Below are 18,074 nucleotides of genomic sequence, written 5' to 3'. Positions count from 1 at the left end.
GATCAGAACCTCAACAATTCAATCGAATGCCCGGCGGGCAGGTCTTCGATCTCGGCCGGTATGATCGCCAACCCGTCTGCCTGCGCCAGCAAGGCAACACGGCCACTGTAGGAGGGCGCCATCAGACGTACATTGGGAAGGCCACGCGGCGAGGTACCGTCAATCTGGACCGGACGATATTCCTGCCGACCCGCGCGACGCTGCACCGGTTCGGCCAGCACGGCTTGAACAGGTATCTGTGGCCTGTGGCACAAGCCTGCGCGCCGCGCCATCATCTGCGACCCGATTATCTGCCATGTCACATAGGCTGACACCGGGTTGCCGGGCAGACCAACGTAAAGAGCACGCCCGCGCCGCCCGAACATGACCGGTTTACCGGGCTTCATCGCCACTTTCATGACATCGGTTTCACCGCCAATCGCGCTGAAAAGCCGGGGCATGTGATCTTCATCCCCGACCGACACGCCCCCGGTCGTGACGATGAGGTCCGAGGCATCGCATGCCTCGCGCAGAACCTGTTCCAGACGGGTCGGGTCATCCACGACCGGTCCCCGGTCGATCAGTTCGATCCAGGGTTTTTGCAACAGCGCCAGCAGCATATAACGGTTCGAGTTGTAGATTTGGCCGGGGTCGAGGGGTTCGCCCGGTTGACGCAGTTCGCTGCCTGTCGAAAAGATCGTGACCTTCAGTTTTCGAAACACTAGGACCTCACCATACCCGGCGGATGCCAGGGCGGCCATCTCGCGCGGTCCAATTTCACAGCCGCGTCGCAGGATCGGACCCCCGGCACAAAGATCTTCCCCTGCGCGTCGGATATGCTTGCCGGGTTTCGGGCGGCGGCTGAATCGAATCCTGTCGATCAAAAGATCGCAATCTTCCTGCATCAGCACGGCATCGAATTCAGGTGGCACCGGAGCGCCAGTGAAAATGCGTAAAGCGCTGCCTTCGGGTGCATCATGGTCGCCGCAGTCACCCGCAGCCACGCGCCCGGCGATGGGCAGCTCGAACACCGGCCCGTCACTCAGATCACCGGTGCGGATGGCATAGCCATCCATGGCCGAGTTGTCGAAGGCAGGCATATCAACCTTGCTGGCGCAATCCTCGGCCAGAACCCGGCCTATAGCCTGTTCCAGCGGCAAAATCTCGGTTTCGGCAACAGGATCGGCGACGGAAAGACCGCGTTCAAGGGCGTCCTCGACAGTCAGATACATGTGGGCGTGGCGGTCACAGGCACATCCATCAGCCATTTTGAATCTCCGAAAATATTAAGCGTCCTGCAAATCCCGGCTGTTCGTCCGGATCCAGATTGGGCAGGCCGTCGTTGAATTTTTCCAAGTCCGAGCTGGGATCAGCAACGACCGGCAGCGTACCCACGTTATGCCGACCATGTGCGGCGCGACCTGTGCCGTCATCGCCTTCTTTCACGGACGACAAATCCTGCTCGGGTTGGCCGCAAAGCTCAGACACGCGCGCGCAGTCAGAGTTCATGCCAAAGGTGGACGTTACGGTGGGCAGCCCAGCCATTCTCTCGAAGCCCTCGGTATCCTTGGCAGGGATTGGTGCAGATAGCGTCAGCCAAGTGTTCATCCGTCCCTCCGGAGCTCAGGCCACCCGGCGGGAAACCCCCCGCAGGTCAGCCAAAACGCTGATCATCACAGGCAAAAGGACGCGATGGTTTTGTCGCACGGTCCGGCCAGAAATTCCCGGCCAATGGACAGCAAGGCGGGTTTACTGTCATTGACATAGGTCATGATCCGCGTTCGGGCGTCCCATCAGAAAGGGCACATTGTCGCGTCTTTCGGTTCCGCAAGTAATGAAATCACAATCGCAGCGCTGGCCCTTTGGTCGATTTCGAAAGGAAAAAGGCTGGCTTGGTCGCGAAAAGTCGACAAGTGCAGGTGTCGGGATCTTTTTCAGCAGATCCTGGCCGAATGCCAGACGTTCTTGACCGTCATGTAATTCTCAAGGCCTTCGGTTCCGCCTTCCCGACCATAGCCACTGGATTTCACGCCCCCAAAGGGCGTTTCCGGCATGGATGCTTCAAGTGTGTTGATCGAGAGATTGCCGACCTCGACCTCGTCGATCAGACGGTCGATGTAATCCGCCCGATTGGTGAAAGCGTACCCCGCCAGCCCGTAGGGAACTGAATTCGCCAGAGCGATCGCCTCATCCAGAGAAGCCACCGGGTTGATCACCGCAACCGGTCCAAACGGCTCTTCGCGCATGATCCGCGCCGCTTTAGGAACGTTCAATAACACCGTGGGTTCAAAGAAATATCCCCGCTCACCCAGCCGCGATCCACCTGTGGCAAGCGTTGCGCCCTGCGCCACTGCGTCTTCAACCAGCTCTGACAAGGCTGGCACGCGCCGGTCGTTGGCCGTTGGGCCCATTTCAACGGTTGCGTCAAGCCCATTGCCGACAACTGTGGCCTTGGCCCTCGCAACAAATCCGGCCGCATAGGCGTCAAAAATACTCTCATGCGCGAAGAAACGGGTTGGGGATGTGCAGACCTGACCGGCATTGCGCATTTTGCGGACCGCGCCTGAAACGGCCGCCGATTGCACATCCGTATCTTCGCAAACGATGACCGGCGCGTGGCCACCCAACTCCATAAGCACTCGGGTGTCGTGCCGGGCCGCCAAAGTGGTTAAATGACGCCCGACGGTTGTCGATCCGGTGAAGGCCACCAAGCGAACGGGGTCCTGCGGGATCAGATGACCGGATATCTCGGATGGTTCACCGAACACCAAATTCAGAACCCCTGCCGGCAGACCGGCATCTTCGAACGCTTTTGCTATGTGCAAGGCGCCGGCAGGCGTTTCTTCTGCCGCTTTCAGGATCACTGAACAGCCCGAGGCCAAAGCACCCGCGATTTTCCGGGCAGGTTGGCTCATGGGGAAGTTCCACGGCGAAAATGCCGCGACAACGCCGACAGGCTGGTGATGAACTGCAAATTTGTGACCCTGCGCCGCCGGAATGATCCTGCCATAGGTCCGCATCGCCTCGCCCGCATCCCATTCAAAGAACTCGGCGCCTCGAATGACCTCCAGCCGGGCCTGCTTCAAAGGCTTGCCATGCTCCAGAGTAATGGAATGCGCGATTTCTTCCTGCCGCTGACGCATGAGGGCTGCCGCCCGCAGAATCGTATCCGCGCGTTCCCGCGGCGATGTGCGGCGCCACAGTCGAAAGCCTTCGACGGCCGCTTGCAGCGCGTCGTCCAGGTCTTTCGCCGATGCGCAAGGCAACCGACCGAGTTCTTCCTCGGTTGCCGGGTTGACAACCGGGATATCGCGCCCGGTTTTTCGCCACGTGCCGCCAATGAACAGCCTGAGCTCTGGATACATGAAACTGGCGCCTCCATTTGCCTTGATTTTTGATCGCGCGATGCCTCGCATGAGTTCAAGCGCATTGCGCGAATACGGATATCAAATTGGCGGATATCTGGTCTGTCTGCTCTGCGCCGCCCGATGCAGGGCCGTTTTGAAAGCGCGCCCAGCGGGCGACAGATCGTCGTCGGCGCGGAAAGACACTCCAATTGGTCCCTGCCCGAACGGAACCTCCCAGGTGAGCTGGGCAAGATGGTTGTTTTCGATATCCTGGACGACGACTTCGGCCGGCATAAGGCCGATCAGGTCGCGGGATTGCAGCAGCGCCCGGTTCGTCAGGTAGGACACGGATTCAATGGCGACCGGTGGCACGTATTGCTGCTGGCCGACGAAAAAATGATCCGCCTGACGTCGCAACGTGGTCTCTTGCGGGGGAAGAATCCAGCCAAACGGCTTGGTTTGCGCAAAGGTCACGGCGTCCCGCTCAGCAAGCGGGTGTTGAGGGCCGACAATGGCCAATATCCGATCCTCGAACAGTTTTTCCTGTCGAATCTTGTCGCGATGCCGGTGCGACGGCAGGCGTCCTACAACCATGTCGATCTCACCCGACAGCAGCCGGGGCATGAGCACCTCGTTTGTCCCTTCGCTGATCTTGACCGCAACGTTCGGGCGGTCTTCCAGCAGCAGTTCAATGGCGGCAGGTAGCAGGCTGGTTGACGCCGCAAGCAGTGTTCCCACCACGACACGGCCGGAATTTCCTTCGTTCAGGTCGTCCAGTTCCTGCGCAGCATTGGAAACCTGAGCAAATATCAGTTTCCCGTGACGTATGAGAGTTTCGCCAAAAACCGTTGGCACAACGCCTCGGTTGGTGCGCGTGAACAGCTTGACTTCGAAATCCAGTTCAAGATCCTGAATCATCTTGGTTGCCGCTGGCTGAGATATTCCCAGCTCACGCGCAGCATTCTGAATGTTTCCATGCGCGCCAACTGCAACCAGCAGACGCAGCTGCCGCAGCTTCAGGCGGGTCAAGGCGCGGTCAACGATGCGAGAGTGACGCCCAACCATGGCTACAGCACAATCGGCTTGCAAAGCTGATCCAGCTTGGACAGCACACTCATGGCCGCAAGCGCCGAGCTTCGCGGGTTGTCGGGCAGCGCGGTACCGCTGATCCGGAACTGAAACGTGCCGAAATCGCCTTCGGCCTCGACCTCGTGAATGTTCTTGTGGATCGTCGGATCGGCGATCAGACGAACCTGTGTGTTATCGAACCCCACGCCCGCCAAGGCGACGGCGGCGGCGACATTTGCGTTCTTTGGGTAAGCCAGCGCCGCCTCTCTTGCGGAACCTTGAAAATGGGTTTCAGCCGCGGTGATATTGCCGAGGTCAAGACTGTGTTCGGCAAGGGATCCCTCCCACCCCGCCGGCGGCTTGCGCCCCACATATGTGACGGATTTGAGCGGCCCGACCGCTGCGGCGCTGAGACAGTCCAGCCCACCTATGGCACCGCTTGCCAGATGCAGCCGCGCCCCGCCCTTTCGCGCGGCCCTGTCCAGCCGATCACTGACCTGCTGATCCGCAAGTGCGCCGGCAGAGACACTGATGATATCCAGCCCTCGTGCCAGAACGTCCGGACCCAAACCGGCCAGTGCCTCGTGCCCCGCGCAATCCAGAACAACTTCGATTCCGGCCGGCAGGTCATCAACCGAACCAATTGACTTGGGCGATTTTGGATCAACGCGGTGTGGTCTGACCAGAATGGCTGCCAACTCATGCCCATGTTCTGGCAACATGCGCTGCACAAACTGCGCGATTGCGCCGGTTCCGATGACTGCGATCTTCATGTCTGGACCCTAGACCAGCATTGAAAAAATCTGAATTGGTAAGTTTGTGGTATATTTTTTTCAGATATCCATTTCCCTGAAATGGCACTGGACCGACCCGCCTGGTGTGTTTTGTTCCTGTTGAAGCCACGGGGACCACGTTGGAAATGAAATACTCAAAACACGACGCGAAGGCCTACGCCCGCGAACATATGACTGGGATATGGGCAGCGGCACTGAACCCGTTCAATGATGACCTGTCTCTGGATGAATCGGGACTGCGCGCCAACATCCGCCATTGGATCGACGATCTGGACATCCAGGGCCTTTTCGTCGCCGGCAAACAGGGCGAGTTCTTTTCGATGAGCATCGAAGAGCGCAAGCGCAACTTCGAAATTGCCGTTGACGAATGCGCAGGCAAAGCCGGTGTCATCGTCTCGGTCTCGGACCAGAACATGAATACGGCCTTGGACCTGGCGCATCACGCACAGAATTGCGGCGCGGATTACATCGTTCTGCACGCGCCGGTTCTGAGCTTTGTGCAGGATCGCGGAGAGGTTTTGTACCAGTACTACAAGCGTTTTTGTGACGAACTGGATATCGGCATCGCCATGTGGAGCCATCCAGACAGTGGCTATTTGATGCAGCCCGAAGAATGCGCCCGCATTGCGGACTTACCCAATATCGTTGCGATAAAATACTCGGTCCCGCGTGAGATGTACGTGAAGCTGACCCACATGGTGGGCGACAGAATCCATGTCTCGACCTCGGCCGAACATGAATGGCTGGACAACATATTGGAACTGGACTGGAAGTTGTATCTCTGCTCGTCCCCGCCCTATCAGCTGCAAAGCAAGGTTGATCAGCGGATGAACGAATACACGCGTCTGGCCTTTGCGGGAAAGGCCGATGAAGCGCGGCGTGTCTTTGACAGTCTGAACCCGGTCCGCGACGCGATGAAACGCGCGCGCCCTGCGGGCAAACCCACTGCATTCGGAAAGTACTGGCAAGAGTTGCTGGGTCAGGTCGGTGGCCGTGTACGCCCGCCGATGCTGGAACTGACCGAAGCGGAAAAAGCGATCATTCGCAAAGCGTTCGACGAATGCGGGCTGCGCGTCTGAGCTGGGTGAGGCCGGGCAGTATAAGGAAATCGGATAGCGAGATGCTGATAATTTCTTTGCGGTCATGCAAAAACGCGCCAAACTTTCAGGGATAGGGAGTGGGACATGTCAAAACTGAAAGCGTTCAACTTTAAGGCCTGGATCGACGAGCATCGCCATCTGCTCAAACCGCCCGTAGGGAATCGTCAGGTTTGGGAAGACGCCGATCTGATGGTCACCGTTGTGGGTGGCCCGAACAAGCGAACCGATTACCACGATGACCCGGTGGAAGAATTCTTCTACCAGCTTGAAGGCGACATGGTGCTTAAAATCTATGACGGAGAGGAGTTCTATGATGTTCCGATCCGTGAGGGCGAGGTTTTTCTGCTGCCTCCGCATGTACGCCATTCGCCACAGCGCCCTCAGGAAGGCTCGATCGGGCTTGTGATTGAACCCAAGCGCCAGACCGGAGAGCTGGACGCCATCGAATGGTATTGCTTTGAATGCGGATCACTGGTGCATCGAGCAGAAATGCAGCTAAAGTCCATCGTTGATGACCTGCCTCCGGTTTATCAGAAGTTCTATGCCTCGGAACAAGACCGCACCTGCCCCAATTGTCAGGCTGTGCACCCGGGAAAGGAACCGCCCGAGGGCTGGGTCACGTTGTAAAACAAGATCAAACAGGGGAAGTAATGAGACATTTCGTAAAAATCGCCGCCTCTGCGGCTGCGTTGGCACTGGCGTCTGTTGCCGCTCACGCCGAAGAGTTTCGGTTAGGTCTGATCACGCCGCCACCGCATATCTGGACCAAAGCCGCCGAAGCGTTTGGGGCCGAGTTGAATGAGGCCAGTGGTGGCGCGCATTCGGTATCGGTCTTCCCGGCCCGCCAGTTGGGGAACGAGGCAGAAATGCTGCAACAATTGCAGACCGGCGCGTTGGACATGGCTTTCATGACGGTGGCCGAGGTTTCCAACCGCGCGCCCGAGTTGGGGGCGTTCTATGCGCCCTATCTGGCAGATGACATTGGGCACGCGGGGCGCATCCTGCGATCCGATACGGCCAAGTCCATGCTGGAACCCTTGCCGGGGCAAGTTGGTGTCGTTGGACTGGGATATGGGATGGCAGGATTGCGCCAGATCGTCAGCCGGGGCGAGGTTTCCTCCGCCGAAGATCTATCAGGCCTGAAACTGCGTATCACGCCCTTCACACCGATTCTGGATTTCTACAACGCGGTGGGGGCAGCACCCACGCCCATGCCCTTGCCTGCCGTCTATGATGCGCTGGCCAATGGTCAGGTTGACGCCATCGACATGGATGCCGAGCTGATCTGGGTTCTGAAATATTATGAACACGCCGACACGATCGTGCAGTCGGATCACATGATGTTCCCGATGGTCGGGCTGGTATCGGCCAAGGTCTGGGCTGGTTTGTCCGAAGAAGACCGCGCGATGATCGCGGAACTCATGGCCAAACATGTGGACAGCACCATTGATGCCTACGTCGAAAACGATGCCAAATGGCTGGAGCAGATCGAGGGCACTGGCAAAGCCTACAAAAAGGTCGATGCCTCGTTCTTTGGCGACGCGATCGAAGAGTGGAACGGGATCTGGTCCCAGAAGACCTCTTCCCTTGACGCTTTGCGGCAGACTGCGGCAGAAACAAAATAACGAAAACGGCATGACGAAAGGGGCGCAGCTCGATCCTGCGCCCTTTTTCACGGGAGAACAGCGATGTTGTATCGGCTGTCGGCAGGCTTGGCGCGGGTCGAGTTGTGGTGCGCTGCCTTTCTGGCAGTCTGCATTACGGTTCTGATCTTGTTGAATGTCGTAACGCGAACGGCGGGCAACGCCCTGTTCTGGGTTGATGAGCTGGCGATCTACGCGATGGTCTGGATGACCTTTCTGGGCGCGTCTTCCGCATTGCACCATCGCAGTTCTGTGTCGATCACCATCGTTTCCGACAACGTGCCCGAACGCGCGAAACCATTGATCCGCAAGGGTGTGGACGTGGTCGTGTTTGCTTTTTCCCTTGCGATGCTGTGGTTCTGCTGGCGCTGGTTCCTTCCGCTGGACATCGCCAGCAGCGGATTTGACGTGGCGGCGTTTCAAGGTCAGACATTCAATTTCATCTACGCCGAGCCAACGCTGACCTTGGGCCTGCCAAAGTACCTGTTCTGGTTGGTGATGTGGCTTTTCGCAGTGGGCGCGACGCTGCATTCCACCATGCATCTGCTGAGCGCCCCGGGCAAAGGGGCACAGCCATGAGCCCCATCGTCTTTCTGGCCACTTTACTACTGTCCGTGCCCGTGGCGATCGTGCTGGCAATCACGGCCATCTGGTACATCTGGGAAAGCGGCAACACGGTTCTTTATGACAGCTTCGCGCAGAAAATGTTCGGCGGTCTTGAGAATTACGGCCTGCTGGCAATTCCTCTGTTCATGTTGACCGGAGAATTGATGAACGAAGGCGGCATGACCCGGCGCCTTGTCGCGCTGGCCCGGGTGTTTGTCGGCGGGTTTCGCGGCGGGCTGGCCTATATCAACTTGCTGGCAAACATGTTCATGGCGGCCATCATCGGGTCTGCGACGGCGCAGATCGCGGTGATGTCGCGCGCCATGGTTCCCGCGATGGAGGAGGAGGGCTATGACAAGGGTTTCGCCGCTGCCACGACGGCCGCGGGCGGGCTGCTGGCTCCGGTCATCCCGCCGTCGATGATGTTTGTCATCTTCGGTGTTCTGGCTCAGATCCCGATTGGTGACATGTTCATTGCAGGAATCCTGCCCGGTTTGATCCTTGCCGGGGCGTTTGCATCGGTCATCACCCTGATCGGGTGGTGGCAGAGCTTTCCGAAAGGGCATTGGATGACGCGTGCCGAAGCCGTCCAGGCCTTGATCAGCGCGGCCCCTGCCCTGCTGATTCCGATGTCGATCATAGGCGGCATTCTGTTCGGGATCGCCACACCGACCGAATCCGCTGCAATCGCGTCCCTGATCGCGTTTCTGGTGGGCTGGTTGGTTTACGGGGACCTGAAGCCGAGCAACCTGGCACAGATGTTCAAACGCACGGCGGCCAATGCGTCGATGATCCTGTTCATGATCGCGGCCGCCAGCGTGTTCGGCTGGGTCATCATCTATGAGGAAATACCGCAGCAACTGGCTGGGTTAATCACCTCGGTCACCTCGGACCCGTTCGTGTTCCTGCTGATCGTTAACCTTGCGCTTTTGCTGGTTGGAATGGTGATCGATGGCATCGCCGCGATCATCCTGATCACTCCGATCCTGCTGCCGATTGCAACCGGTTCATACGATATCAGCCCCTATCAGTTCGGCATTGTTGCCTGCCTGAACCTTGTGCTTGGGCTGCTGACGCCCCCGGTCGGGATCGGATTGTACATCGCCTCGTCCATGAGCGGCACATCGCCCGGTTCAATCCTGAAATCGCTTTGGCCTTTCCTGATCGCAGTAACTTTGGTGTTGCTTCTGCTAAGCTATTACCCAAGCCTGTCAACGCTGCTGATCTGAACCAGATACGTTTGCAGGCGCATTCCGTCGCAGACATGGTGCCGGAAATCACGCTCTACTTGTTTGCGCCCGTAAGCTAAGCTGGCCTGAACATGCCAACTGGTCACAAAAAAGGACAATCATGCTGCTCGACACTCCGATCTGCGATTTCGGTTGGGAAGCCCCGGACTTCACGCTCAAGGACCCGAACGGTCAGGCCTTCAAGATGTCCGATCACCTGCAAAACGGGTTGCTGATCGCCTTCATCTGCAATCATTGCCCCTATGTCAAAACGATCACGGACCGGCTTGCCCAGGACACGGACCTGCTGATGTCCAAGGGGATCGGCGTGTTGGCGGTCATGTCGAACGACTATCGCGATTACGCCGAAGATTCGCCGCCAAACATGTTGGAATTCGCACGGCAGAACGGCTTCAACTTTCCATATCTCGTGGACGAGGATCAATCCGTAGGAAAGGCTTATGGTGCTGTCTGCACTCCGGATTTCTTCGGATTGAATGCGGATGGAAAGTTGCAGTACCGGGGCCGTCTGGACAATCTGGGCCGCGGCCAGACAGGCAAGCGCGAACCAGAACTGGTCAATGCGATGCTGCAAATTGCCGAGACCGGGCAAGGCCCCCAGGACCAGATTCCATCAATGGGATGTTCGATCAAATGGACCCGAGGCTAGGCCATGGAGATCACGTCACTGGATCATGTCAACCTCCGCACCACGCGTTTGGACGAGATGATCGATTGGTACTGCAACTTGCTGGGGATGCGGGTCGGGCCACGCCCGCCCTTCCCTTTTCCCGGAGCCTGGCTTTATGTCGAAGAAAACGCTTTCGTGCATCTGGTCGGTGTCGAGGCCGAGGCCACGGGTTCGGACGCAGACCTGAAGCTTGAGCATTTCGCTTTTTCGGCGACAGGGTTGGATCGGTTCGAAGCGCATCTTAAAACAAATGGCGTCTCCTATCGCCGTGTAGAACTGACGGCGATCGGCACCGTTCAGTTGAACGTCTGGGATCCGGACGGCAATCACATTCACATCGATTTTCGGACCGACGAATAGAGATGGCAGGCTCCGATACAGTTTCGTGCAATGAAATTTCCTCACCCTTAAATTGAACACTTGACCGGAATTCGCGGGTCGTCCTTGATAGAACTGTGTTTTCCCGGACTATGCCCGGGGCTGGTCCTTTTAACCATAGGGAAATGGGGAATGCTTGGATCCGCCTGGTTGCGGTCATGCATGGTGGTCAAATGGCTGACATTAATGAATGGCTGATCCGAAACGGCTTGTCCAAATATGTCGATGCCTTCTCCCGGCACGAGGTCGAACTGGGTGATCTGCCGGAACTGAGCGACGATGACCTTGTCACGATCGGCCTGCCCCTTGGACCCAGACGCCGCTTTCTGAAAGCAATACGGGATGAAACCGGGCAGCCTGCGGGATCACATCGCGCGCATCAAGAACCCAACATCATTGCAGAGCGCAGACAGCTGACGGTCATGTTCATTGATCTTGTTGGATCGACGGCGATATCGCAAAAGCTGGATCCTGAAGATCTGGCCGAGGTTCTGAGGCTGTTCAAAGAGACCTGCGCCGCTGCTGTCGCCGCTTTTGACGGGCATATCGCCAGTTACTATGGCGACGGTATCATGGTGTTTTTTGGCTTTCCGCATGCGCATGAAGACGACCCGGAACGCGCCATTCATGCAGGTCTTCGGATCGTTCGCGAAATTCCGGAACTCCGCACGCATGCACATCTTGAAGTCCGCATAGGGATCGCGACCGGCCTGGTTGTCGTCGGTGACCTGCGTGGAGAGAAGATGTTCGAGGATGGCACCGCCATGGGCGAGACCCCGAACCTGGCCGCACGGCTTCAATCGATGGCTGATCCGGGGACAATGATCGTCGCGCCGACGACGCGGGAACTGGCCGGTGATGCGTTCGAATATGTGCGCCGGGGCACGTTTCAATTGAAAGGCTTTGCCAAAGAGGTCGAAGCCTGGCAAGTCACCGGCACGCGCCAGACTCTCAGCCGTTTTCTTGCGGCAGACGACGCCCGGATGAGTTCATTGGTCGGGCGCGCGCAGGAGCATGAAACCCTTCAAAGCAAGTGGAAGCTGGCCCGTCAGGGTCAAGGTCAGGTGGTGCTGGTCTCGGGCGAGGCGGGCATAGGAAAGTCCAGGCTGATCGAAGAGCTTCGCCGCACGATCCCGGACGCAAAACAACGACAGCTTCGATTTCAGTGTTCGCCCTTTCATGACGCAAGCGCGTTGTATCCGATCATTCGCCAGCTTGAAAACGCGGCCGAACTGCGGGCCGGTGACAGTACGGACAATAAGTTGAACAAGATCCACGGCGTTCTGGGCGATCCTTCTGAAGGGTCACTGAAACTGGCTGCGGCACTGTTGTCGGTCCCGTTTGAAGACAGGCTTGGCCCGCTGGACTTGACCCCAGAGCAGATCATGAAGCAGACGCTGGACATGCTGGTCAACCATGTGATCGGCATGGCGCAGGAAACCCCGACCCTGTTGCTGTTTGAAGATGCACATTGGATCGATCCAACGACAAAGACTCTACTTGATCAGCTTGTAACCCGGATAGAGGACGCGCGCCTGCTGATGGTCATGAGCTATCGGACAGGCTTTGATCCGGGTTGGCCACAATCACGCAACCTGATGCACGTCGCGCTTCAACAACTGGATTTCGCGCAGGTCAAAGAGATCGTGAACGATGTTGCCAAGGGCAAGACCGTCCCGGACGAAGTTCACCATCTGATTGCCGCCAGATCCAACGGTGTCCCGCTGTTCGTAGAAGAGGTGACGAAGGATCTGCTGGAATCCGATCTTCTGACCGAACGCGCCGACGCCTATACGATCGACCGGTCCACGCCATCAGCCACTGTGCCGAAGACACTGCATGATGCCTTGATGGCTCGTCTTGATCGACTGAGCTCGGCCAAGGAAGTGGCACAGATCGGCGCTGTCATTGGCCCGCAATTCTCTTATCCGATGATTGCAAGCGTGTCCCGTTTTGATGAACGGGCGTTGCGTTCCGGTCTGGATTTGCTGGTGGATGCCGGGATCGTGTTCGTTTCAGACTCAGAGCCCGAGGAAACGTTCAGTTATCGTCACGCTCTCATTCGCGACACCGCTTACAACAGCCTGCTGAAACGCGAGAGGCGAACGCTGCATGCGCGTGTGGTCCAAGCACTGAACTCTGCCTCGTTGCACGAAAATTCTGCCGGTCCGGAAATTCTGGCTCATCACTACACGATGGCAGATATGCCGGACGAAGCGATAGAACACTGGTATCTGGCCGGGCAACGTGCCGTTGAACGCTCGGCCGGGATTGAAGCAGCCACTCAGCTGGGGCGTGCGTTGGCGTTGCTTGAACAGCAGGAAGACTCGGTTGACCGCGACCGCATGGAAACCAAGATCCAGACCTTGCGGGCCGGCGTTCTGCGCTCGACCGCTGGCATCGCGGCCGATGAAACGGGGGCGGTGTATGCCCGGATCCGCGACCTGTGCAATCGGCTGGGCGAAACCGAACAATTATTCCCTGTGCTCAATGGTCTCTATGCGTATCATCTGGTCCGCGGCGAATACGACCTTGCCAAGGACGTCGCGGCGCAGTTGCTGGACCTGTCCAAGCTGACCAACGAAACGCATCACATAATGATTGCCCATCGGGCCATGGGTGCCGTCTTGTTGCATATCGGGCAGCAGGACGCCGCCTATGCACATCTGCGACAAGCGTTGCACTTGTATGATCCTCAGCAGCACAGCCGTCTTGCCTATGTCTACGGCACGGATCATGCTGCCATTACATCCTGCTTCCTGAGCATGACGGTCTGGTTGCGCGGAGAACCCGACCGCGCGCTCGAGATCCAGCATCAGGCGATCTCGGCGGCGCAGAAACTCAATCACGCTCATAGCCTGGCACAGACGCTGACATATCTGTGTATGTTGCACCTGTTGCGGCGTGAACCTGAACAGGTTTACGACGTTGCCGCGCGCCTTGAGGAACTGGCAACCAAACACACCTTCCCCTTCATGACACTGACGGCGAATGTCTGGCGGTGTTGGGCGGACGCGCAGATCAAGCCAGGCCCGGAAACGATCCGAGCAATGCGCGACGCGTCCGAAGCCTGGTGGGCCAGCGGGGCCGGAAACTACAAACCGGTGTTCCTGACGGCCCTTGCCGAAGCTTCATTGAAGGCGAACGACCCGAAGGCGGCTCAGCGCCTGCTGGATGAAGCCCGTGAACAGCAGGTTCTGACCAATGAAGCCTGGGCTCAGCCCGAGACGGATCGGATACAGGCGTTGGTGCGCTCCATGGGCACTGCCGCAGATGATCTGTTCACGGAGGCTCTGGAAACCGCACGCAAACAACAGGCAAGAATGTTCGAACTACGCACAGCGGTGGATTACGTGCAAACCTGCGACCGCTTTGGCTGCTCACCGGCCTCGCCGCCGGATCTTGGAAAGATTCTGGCTATGATCGTTGGCGGCGCGCAGACCCGCGATGTTGCACGTGCCATGTCTTTGCTCAATCAATCGAAAGTGTCGTAGGGTACTTATCCGGCCAGTTCGGCGGGCAACACCTTTCCGTTCATCCTGTCGCCCCGCAGGACCAAAGGCAAAATGCTGCGCTGTTTCAACTCGGTTGCAACTCGTCCTGGTATCCGAACAACGCAGGTTGACCACCCGTGTGCAGCAGAACAACTTTCTGACCTTTTTTGATGATGCCTTGTTCAAGCAGTCCAAGAAGCCCCGCAAAGGTTTTGGCAGAATAAACAGGGTCAAGAAAGATGCCTTCGGAGCGCGCCATCAGGGTCAACGCCTCGCGGGTTGCTCGACCGATCCGCCCATATCCGGGTGCCAAGGCGCCGTCCCAAGTATAGATGTCTTCCATGACCAAAGCAGGGTCGAAACCCATCATGGTCGCCAATCGCCTCAGGACCTTTTGCAGACGCGTGTGCTGCTGGTTCTGATCGCGACGCACGCATATGCCGTAAACAGGCGCAGTCTGTCCGACCAAACGCAATCCGGCTAGGCACCCGCCATGGGTTGCCCCGCTTCCAGACGGCACCACTGCGGCGTCGAAATCGCTGATCTGAGTATGCAACTCGGCCGCCCCCGCCACATAGCCCAATGCCCCCAGCGGAGGGTGATCGATGCCCAGATGGATCACGTATGGTTTTCGACCCATAGCAACCAGATCCTCGGCACGTTCGTGAAGAGCGCCGTCAGCGCCCGCCTCGTCCTCACCCCTGGGATAGCCAATATGTTCCGCCCCCAGAAGCTGTGCCAGAAGAACATTTCCGGATCGATGGTAGTATTCGCCCATATTCGTCACGCGGTCCTCCAATTGAAGAACGGATGACATTCCCAGCTTTGCCGCCGCAGCTGCCGCAGTGCGCACGAAATTGGATTGCACGGCACCTGTGATCAGGATGGTGTCCGCCCGCTGCCTCAGCGCCTCGCCCATATAAAATTCCAGCTGGCGGGTCTTGTTTCCGCCGAAGCTGAGCCCGGTCAGGTCGTCGCGCTTGATCCACAGGTCCAGCCCCAGTTGGTCAGAAAGACGCTCAAGCCGTTCGACCGGTGTGACCGATGTCATCAACCTTGCGCGGGGATAGTTTGAAAGCGCTGCGTCTATCATGGACCAGGTGCCCTTCATTTTCATGCAAAAGACTCGTGCCGATGGATGGCACTGCTGATCAGGATAGTGAGGTTTTGGAAAGCGTGGAAGACAGCCGGTCACGCGCAAAAGCGTCCGACTGGAGCCCCCGTTGAAGCGGGCCAGTTTCGGATCTCGGGCTTTCCGTGAATTTGCAACGTCAAAGGGTCCGGTCGACGGTGATCAATCACCTCTCGCTGGTGTCGCTTTCGGCGTAGTTGCGCAAATCGTCCATGTCGGCGATATCCGCGTGGTTCCTGTTGATCTTGACGCCAACGGGTTTCAACCGCGAAAACGCGCGGCTCAGGCTTTCGGGCTTCATCCCCAGACGTCCGGCGATCAGCATCTTGTCGTAAGGCAGTTCCACCTCGCAGCGACCGGACTCGCGATCGCACAGGTTCAACAGAAACTCTGCAACGCGTTGCGCCCCGGTTTGCGCCTTCAATTGCTCCAGCTGCGCCACCAGAGCATGCAGATGCGTAAACGTCGCAGCCAGAATTGAAACGCCGATTTCCGGGTCTTCTTTCATGAGGGACAGCAACACCGGGCTGGGAATATGCATCACTTCACAGGCTGAGACGGCTTCGGCGGACACGGGATACGGCACGTTTCGCAGCGCAACGGCCTCACCAAAGCTTTCTCCGCGGGTGAAAACGCTCACCACCGCTTCTGCCCCGGTCGGAGAGATACGGAACAGCTTGACCCAACCCGCCAGCACGACGTGAACGGCCTTGGCTTCTTCCTCTTGCAGAAAGATCGTCTCGCCACGGTCATATTGCCGCCAAATCGCTTGCCGCAGCAATGTATCCACATGCTGATCCGGCAGGCTGCGCAGAAGCAGAGACTGCCGCGCAATCGCCTTTTGTGCCTCGTGTGACATGAAGGCACTCCCTTCTTCATCCAGTCCGGGCGATGGCCCGGGATATCATCCCCAATGCCCTGCTATGCCAAAGCCGGCGTGGCAGTGCCAGCCTTTTTCTTGAAGATCAACTTGACAATTGTCATGTCACAGGGCCCGTCGCTGTCCTAGGTTCGGTTCACAGCCAGTTATCCGGGGAGCATGTCAGATGGATTTCGAGCGATTTTTCAGCCAGAGCCTCGACGCTTTGAAAGATGAAGGGAACTATCGGGTTTTCATCGACTTGCAGCGACGTTGCGGAGCCTTCCCGAACGCTCGCCAGACCGATGGTTCGATCCAGCGGGATGTGCGTATCTGGTGCTCGAATGACTACCTTGGAATGGGGCAACACCCTGCGGTCATCAACGCCATGCACGATGCGCTGGAGCGTTGTGGCGCCGGTGCGGGCGGAACGCGCAACATTTCGGGCACGACGCATGACCACGTTCTGCTTGAGGCAGAATTGGCAGATCTCCATGGCAAAGAGGCCGCTTTGCTGTTCACCTCGGGCTATGTATCAAACTGGGCCGCTCTGGGAACGCTGGCTGCGAAGATCCCCGGTCTGATCGTTTTCTCTGATGCGCTGAACCATGCCTCGATGATCGAAGGCATCCGCCACTCACGGGCGCAGAAGGTGATATGGAAACATAACGACCTTGCGGATCTGGAGGCCAAACTGGCCGCCGCCGACCCCGACGCGCCCAAGATGATCGCCTTTGAATCCGTCTATTCCATGGATGGTGATATCGCGCCGATCAAGGAAATCTGCGACCTGGCCGAGAAATACGGCGCGATGACCTATCTGGACGAAGTTCACGCCGTCGGCCTCTATGGCCCGCGCGGTGGTGGCATTGCCGAGCGTGAGGGCCTGATGGATCGCCTGACCGTGATCGAAGGCACGCTGGGCAAGGCCTTCGGCGTGGTTGGCGGCTACATCGCAGCCTCCGCAGCGCTGTGCGATTTCGTTCGCAGTTTTGCCAGCGGCTTCATCTTCACCACGGCCCTGCCGCCTTCGATCGCGGCCGGTGCTGCCGCATCTATCCGGCATCTGAAACAGTCAAGCGCCGAGCGTGATCTGCAAAAAGCCCGTGTGGATCAGGTGCGCGCCCGTCTGGATGCGGAAGGGATACCGCATCTGCCGAACCCCAGCCATATCATCCCGGTGATGGTGGGCGACCCGCTGAAGTGCAAGTTCATCTCGGATACGCTTCTTGAAGAATTCGGCATCTATATCCAGCCGATCAACTATCCCACTGTCCCCAAAGGCACCGAACGTTTGCGGATCACGCCGTCCCCGGTTCACACAGATGAGGATATCGATCATCTGGTCGGTGCTTTGTCGGCGCTCTGGCAGCGTTGTCAGATCGCGCGGATCCCACTGGCCGCTCAGTAATCAAGGCCCCCCTTTGCTTGACTTATGCCGCCTCTCGGGGCGGCATTTTTTTGCCTCAGATCAGGTAGAGCGCAAAGATCACTACTGAAAATCCCGTCAACACCATGGTGAACCCACGCAGCCAGCTTTGGCTGTTCTCCAAATCCAGATAGTGTTTCAGGATCACGCGGGCCTTGATCAGCGCCAACAACAGGATACCGCCAGCAATGATCGCGGTCGGTGCCCCAATCAAGGTCAGCAGCGCGGATCCCACGCTGAGTGCCAAGAGCCCAAGCCACGCCTGGGTCAGAGAGTTCGGCGACCTCTGACGTGAACTGTTCGTCAAAGATGAAGGTTGGGCCAT

General features: G+C 58.0%; 17 protein-coding genes. 9 read left to right on the top strand and 8 right to left on the bottom strand.

Annotated features, from left to right (window positions below):
* Window positions 1–2 precede the first annotated feature (2 nt).
* The 5 genes from glp to GS605_RS08580 form a co-directional block, all read right to left on the bottom strand.
* Window positions 3–1,247 (bottom strand): gephyrin-like molybdotransferase Glp, encoded by a 1,245-nt coding sequence (gene glp / locus GS605_RS08600; RefSeq protein WP_171723707.1) that lies wholly within the window; start codon window positions 1,245–1,247, stop codon window positions 3–5.
* Entirely contained in the window at window positions 1,240–1,587 is a 348-nt protein-coding gene (locus GS605_RS08595) for a hypothetical protein (protein WP_171723706.1), read from the bottom strand. Before GS605_RS08595 ends, glp begins: the two co-directional genes overlap by 8 nt.
* Before the next feature lie 326 nt (window positions 1,588–1,913).
* Window positions 1,914–3,344 carry an NAD-dependent succinate-semialdehyde dehydrogenase gene (locus GS605_RS08590; protein WP_171635935.1) on the bottom strand — a complete coding sequence of 477 codons (1,431 nt, stop codon included), beginning with the start codon at window positions 3,342–3,344 and terminating at the stop codon, window positions 1,914–1,916.
* An 81-nt stretch (window positions 3,345–3,425) separates the two neighbouring features.
* On the bottom strand, window positions 3,426–4,391 hold the full coding sequence (locus GS605_RS08585) for a LysR substrate-binding domain-containing protein (RefSeq protein WP_171635933.1): 966 nt from the start codon (window positions 4,389–4,391) through the stop codon (window positions 3,426–3,428).
* 2 nt (window positions 4,392–4,393) lie between these two features.
* Window positions 4,394–5,167 carry an aspartate dehydrogenase gene (locus GS605_RS08580; protein ID WP_171723705.1) on the bottom strand — a complete coding sequence of 258 codons (774 nt, stop codon included), beginning with the start codon at window positions 5,165–5,167 and terminating at the stop codon, window positions 4,394–4,396.
* A gap of 146 nt (window positions 5,168–5,313) precedes the next feature.
* Between GS605_RS08580 and GS605_RS08575 the strand changes: the two genes are divergently transcribed.
* From GS605_RS08575 to GS605_RS08540, 8 genes are all read left to right on the top strand, one after another.
* Window positions 5,314–6,267: a dihydrodipicolinate synthase family protein gene (locus GS605_RS08575; protein WP_171723704.1), complete on the top strand. Its 954-nt coding sequence runs from the start codon at window positions 5,314–5,316 to the stop codon at window positions 6,265–6,267.
* Window positions 6,268–6,372: 105 nt separating this feature from the next.
* The gene (locus tag GS605_RS08570) at window positions 6,373–6,915 is read left to right on the top strand and encodes a 3-hydroxyanthranilate 3,4-dioxygenase (protein ID WP_152460347.1); all 543 of its coding nucleotides are present in this window, start codon (window positions 6,373–6,375) and stop codon (window positions 6,913–6,915) included.
* A gap of 23 nt (window positions 6,916–6,938) precedes the next feature.
* Entirely contained in the window at window positions 6,939–7,913 is a 975-nt protein-coding gene (locus tag GS605_RS08565) for a TRAP transporter substrate-binding protein (protein ID WP_171723703.1), read from the top strand.
* Window positions 7,914–7,976: 63 nt separating this feature from the next.
* Window positions 7,977–8,510 (top strand): TRAP transporter small permease, encoded by a 534-nt coding sequence (locus GS605_RS08560; RefSeq protein ID WP_171723702.1) that lies wholly within the window; start codon window positions 7,977–7,979, stop codon window positions 8,508–8,510.
* Window positions 8,507–9,766 carry a TRAP transporter large permease gene (locus GS605_RS08555; RefSeq protein WP_171364398.1) on the top strand — a complete coding sequence of 420 codons (1,260 nt, stop codon included), beginning with the start codon at window positions 8,507–8,509 and terminating at the stop codon, window positions 9,764–9,766. The genes GS605_RS08560 and GS605_RS08555 overlap by 4 nt, the downstream gene beginning before the upstream one ends.
* A gap of 121 nt (window positions 9,767–9,887) precedes the next feature.
* Window positions 9,888–10,436 (top strand): thioredoxin family protein, encoded by a 549-nt coding sequence (locus GS605_RS08550; protein WP_171723701.1) that lies wholly within the window; start codon window positions 9,888–9,890, stop codon window positions 10,434–10,436.
* Between the two features lie 3 nt (window positions 10,437–10,439).
* Window positions 10,440–10,817 carry a VOC family protein gene (locus GS605_RS08545; RefSeq protein ID WP_171723700.1) on the top strand — a complete coding sequence of 126 codons (378 nt, stop codon included), beginning with the start codon at window positions 10,440–10,442 and terminating at the stop codon, window positions 10,815–10,817.
* Window positions 10,818–11,008: 191 nt separating this feature from the next.
* A complete protein-coding gene (locus tag GS605_RS08540) occupies window positions 11,009–14,329 on the top strand; it encodes an AAA family ATPase (protein WP_171723699.1) in 3,321 nt (1,106 codons plus the stop codon).
* A gap of 85 nt (window positions 14,330–14,414) precedes the next feature.
* Here the strand turns inward: GS605_RS08540 and GS605_RS08535 are convergent, their stop codons facing one another.
* Window positions 14,415–15,446, bottom strand: coding sequence for a D-cysteine desulfhydrase family protein (locus GS605_RS08535; protein WP_253283266.1), 1,032 nt, complete (start codon window positions 15,444–15,446; stop codon window positions 14,415–14,417).
* A gap of 181 nt (window positions 15,447–15,627) precedes the next feature.
* Window positions 15,628–16,320: a Crp/Fnr family transcriptional regulator gene (locus tag GS605_RS08530; protein WP_171228829.1), complete on the bottom strand. Its 693-nt coding sequence runs from the start codon at window positions 16,318–16,320 to the stop codon at window positions 15,628–15,630.
* A gap of 187 nt (window positions 16,321–16,507) precedes the next feature.
* Between GS605_RS08530 and hemA the strand changes: the two genes are divergently transcribed.
* Entirely contained in the window at window positions 16,508–17,731 is a 1,224-nt protein-coding gene (gene hemA / locus GS605_RS08525) for a 5-aminolevulinate synthase (protein ID WP_171723698.1), read from the top strand.
* 55 nt (window positions 17,732–17,786) lie between these two features.
* On the opposite strand, the gene GS605_RS08520 is transcribed toward hemA, so the two are convergent.
* On the bottom strand, window positions 17,787–18,074 hold the full coding sequence (locus GS605_RS08520) for a cytochrome C oxidase subunit IV family protein (protein WP_171723697.1): 288 nt from the start codon (window positions 18,072–18,074) through the stop codon (window positions 17,787–17,789).

The organism is Ruegeria sp. HKCCD7559, assembly GCF_013110575.1.
Lineage (GTDB): Bacteria > Pseudomonadota > Alphaproteobacteria > Rhodobacterales > Rhodobacteraceae > Ruegeria.
The sequence above is the reverse complement of the archived record's forward strand: the minus strand, read 5'-3'. Positions and strand labels throughout refer to the sequence as shown.